The 3,260-nt window shown below is 30.4% G+C and carries 5 protein-coding genes; all 5 read right to left on the bottom strand.

What is annotated here, in order from left to right:
• Positions 1–265: 265 nt before the first annotated feature.
• The gene (locus tag ACHZC3_RS09065) at positions 266–571 is read right to left on the bottom strand and encodes an Atu4866 domain-containing protein (RefSeq protein ID WP_394759548.1); all 306 of its coding nucleotides are present in this window, start codon (positions 569–571) and stop codon (positions 266–268) included.
• 46 nt (positions 572–617) lie between these two features.
• Complete coding sequence (locus tag ACHZC3_RS09060; protein WP_394759547.1) at positions 618–1,463, bottom strand: SDR family NAD(P)-dependent oxidoreductase; 846 nt, start codon at positions 1,461–1,463, stop codon at positions 618–620.
• Between the two features lie 93 nt (positions 1,464–1,556).
• Positions 1,557–2,456 (bottom strand): helix-turn-helix domain-containing protein, encoded by a 900-nt coding sequence (locus ACHZC3_RS09055; protein ID WP_394759546.1) that lies wholly within the window; start codon positions 2,454–2,456, stop codon positions 1,557–1,559.
• Between the two features lie 156 nt (positions 2,457–2,612).
• Positions 2,613–2,825: a hypothetical protein gene (locus tag ACHZC3_RS09050; protein ID WP_310555699.1), complete on the bottom strand. Its 213-nt coding sequence runs from the start codon at positions 2,823–2,825 to the stop codon at positions 2,613–2,615.
• A partial coding sequence (gene folE, locus ACHZC3_RS09045) for a GTP cyclohydrolase I FolE (RefSeq protein ID WP_394759545.1) occupies positions 2,826–3,260 on the bottom strand: 435 nt, incomplete at its 5' end.

The following is a 3,260-nucleotide window of genomic DNA, read 5'->3' as shown; positions in this document are numbered from 1 at the left end:
CCGAGTAATTCCATCTATAATAAAGCCAAACTGTTTGGAAACTTTTCCTGCTTCTAGAAAATAATCATCTTTATTCAGATTTAATTCTGTTGCTTTTTTTGAAATTAAGTCAATTTGTTGTTGGTTTAAATTTCCAAACTGTAAGATGTAGTCCATAAAATTTTTCATAGTCGCAAGTTAGTGAAAGATGTTTTTACGAAATTTGTCATTTGGCAAAAAGTTTTTTATAAAATGAATTCTACAATCAAAGAAAATGATGAAAAAATTATTGCACTTTCTCCCTGTACAATATCATACCTGCGTGGTATAAAATATCATTCTTGAAATCACCATCGGCAATAAAACCAGTATCATCTTTATAATCAATATGATCTCCAGTAATTTTGTAGTCGCCTTGATATGCACTTTTACGATTTCCGCGAGCTTCATCATATCGATTATTGGGTAATAATTCGTGTCTGATATAGCCATCTTTAGTAACCCAGATACCTACATATTTATTTTCATTATCCATTTTTTGATTATTGTTTATAGCATCTTTAGAGGAAAAAAATACTATCGTTAAAAGCAAAACTGTAACACCTGAAAAGTCTAATTTTAAATGTAAATTGATTTTATTACTTTTTAAAAGCTGTTGATAAACTGGTAGATTTCCATTTTTCAACCTCTAGTTTGATAATACTGATTTTCTGTTCTACCATTTCTAGCGCATCAGCACCTAGAAATAAATGCAATGCTGGATTTTCTTCTTTAGCCATTTGAATTAATGCATCAGCTGCTTTTTCAGGATCATTTGGTTGATTTCCGTTGATTTGATTTTGATGCAAAATTTGTGATTGTCGTGCATCTTCATATTCATCAATAGGACTTTTGGGAATTATGATAGATTCTTCCGAAAGGAAATTGGTTCGGAAATAACCTGGGTAAACTAAAGTTACTTTTACTCCAAAAGATTTTACTTCTGCTGCTAAAGCTTCTGTTAATCCTGCAACAGCAAATTTAGTGGAACAATAGATTCCCCAACCCGAAAAACCCCCATAATAGCCACCAACCGATGCAATATTGAAAATATGACCTGATTTGTTGGCACGTAAATAAGGCATCGTATTTCTGACCACATTTAATAAGCCAAATACATTTACATCATAATTTTTTCTAGATTCTTCGTCTGTTAATTCTTCCAATGTCCCAATCTGACCATAACCAGCATTATTTACTACAACATCTATTGTTTTAAAATGATTGATTGCAACTTCAATTGCGTTTTTGACACTTTTTTCATTGACTAAATCCATTTCTAGCGGTAGAAAATTTAAAGACGTATTTCCGATAGCCTCAATCAATGCTTCTTTATTCCTAGATGTTGCAGCTACTGAATATCCTTGTTCCAATAATTTTTTTGCTAATGTTAATCCAAGTCCTTTTGATGCACCAGTGATAAACCAAACTTTGCTATTTTCCATATTTTTTATGTTTTTAATTATGGGACAAAGGTATTGCCAGTGCAAGTTGATAGAATTGAATAAATCAAATCATAAGTTGCAAAAATCAAATATTTATGTAATTCTGTATGCGTTCGGAGAAAGTTGAACCTCTTTTTTGAAAAAGTTTATGAAATGAGACAATTCTTCAAAGCCCAAACACGAGGCGATTTCATTAATATTCCAATTGGTTTGTTTGAGTAAAATTTTTGCTTCTTGCGTAATTCGCTCTGCAATAATTTGCGATGTAGTTTTGCCTGTTGTTTCTTTTAATGCTTTATTTAAGTGATTTACGTGAATATTTAATTGATTTGCAAATGCTGATGGTGATCGAAAAGTAATTTCTTGTGCTATTGATTCGATAGGAAATTGACGCTCTAATAATTCCATAAAGAGTGAGGAAACTCTAACGACAGCATTCGATTTGTTATATAAAGAAGTTGCAATTGGTTGCGTTTTTAGAGCAAAATGAATAACATCAAAAACAAGGTTTCTAATAGCATCATATTTAAAAGTATAATCAGAATTTATTTCCTCAAACATTCTTACGAATAAATTTTTAACCAATTCGGCTTCTTCTTTGGATATAGATATAATTGGATTTCCTCCTGGTTGAAATAAAGGATAGTCTCTTAGATTTCCAAACTGATTGAAAAATGCTTCTGTGAAAATACAAAAGTATCCTGTTTGTATTTCGCCAATTTGTTCCCAATTATATGGGATTTGTGGATTGGCAAATAATAAAGCTTGCTCTTCAATGATTATTATTTTGTCGGCATAATGCACTTTATTTTTTCCAATGATCAAACTAATTTTATAAAAATCTTTTCGACTGTATGGAATAGGTTTTGCTTTTTTGCCAACAAAATCATCCAGTTTAAAAACATTAAAATGTCCAATCTCTTTTTTGAGATTTTCGGGCATTCCATTTACTTTTGTCAAATAAAATTGTTCGAGTGTTTCTGATTTTTCCATTTGACAAAGTTATAAAAATCAAATATAATATTAATTACAGTTGCCCAAAACTCCAAAGATGAAATATTGATCTTACTTTTAAAAAATTTGCTAAACGATTTAATGGCAAAAACCACACTTATTCGATATTAGATTTATCAAAAAAGTGTGGTTTTTTTATTGTAATTCTTCACAAAGAAAACCGCATAAATTAAAATGTGAAATTATTTCTGAAGCTTTATTACTATCAATTTCAACTCTAAAAATATTATCAACATCTTCTAAATCAAAATTCCAAGAGAGGCTTCCTACTATGTTGTCTAATAATTGACTTATTGAAATTACTTCTTTTTTTGTTGTTACATTAGTTTTAAATACCAAAATTTCCATTTAACTAAATTTGTTAGAAATTAGACTTATAAATTCTTTCCTAGTTTTATCTTTCTCAAATGCTCCAGTGAAAGAAGAGGTTGTGGTTACACTATTTTGTTTTTGAATGCCACGCATTTGCATACACATATGTTGACACTCAATAACTACAGCCACTCCAAGTGGTTCTAAAGCCTCCTGAATACAATCTTTAATTTGGTCTGTCAATCGTTCTTGCACTTGCAACCTTCTTGCAAAAGCCTCAATAATTCTTGGAATTTTACTCAATCCAACTATTTTACCATTAGGAATATAGGCTACGTGTGCTTTTCCGAAAAATGGTAACATATGGTGTTCGCACATAGAATAGACTTCGATGTTCTTAACTACAATCATTTGCTGATGATCTTCTGTAAACAATGCCGATTTCAAAATTTCTAAAGGATCTAATTCATA

The organism is Flavobacterium sp. (genome assembly GCF_043720215.1).
In the GTDB taxonomy this organism is placed as follows: domain Bacteria; phylum Bacteroidota; class Bacteroidia; order Flavobacteriales; family Flavobacteriaceae; genus Flavobacterium.
The sequence above is the reverse complement of the archived record's forward strand: the minus strand, read 5'-3'. Positions and strand labels throughout refer to the sequence as shown.

Bases quoted from the DNA above. Each gene is read 5' to 3' on its own strand.
- ACHZC3_RS09060 (WP_394759547.1), bottom strand. From the start codon at position 1,463: ATGGAAAATAGCAAAGTTTGGTTTATCACTGGTGCATCAAAAGGACTT.
- ACHZC3_RS09055 (WP_394759546.1), bottom strand. From the start codon at position 2,456: ATGGAAAAATCAGAAACACTCGAACAATTTTATTTGACAAAAGTAAAT.
- ACHZC3_RS09050 (WP_310555699.1), bottom strand. From the start codon at position 2,825: ATGGAAATTTTGGTATTTAAAACTAATGTAACAACAAAAAAAGAAGTA.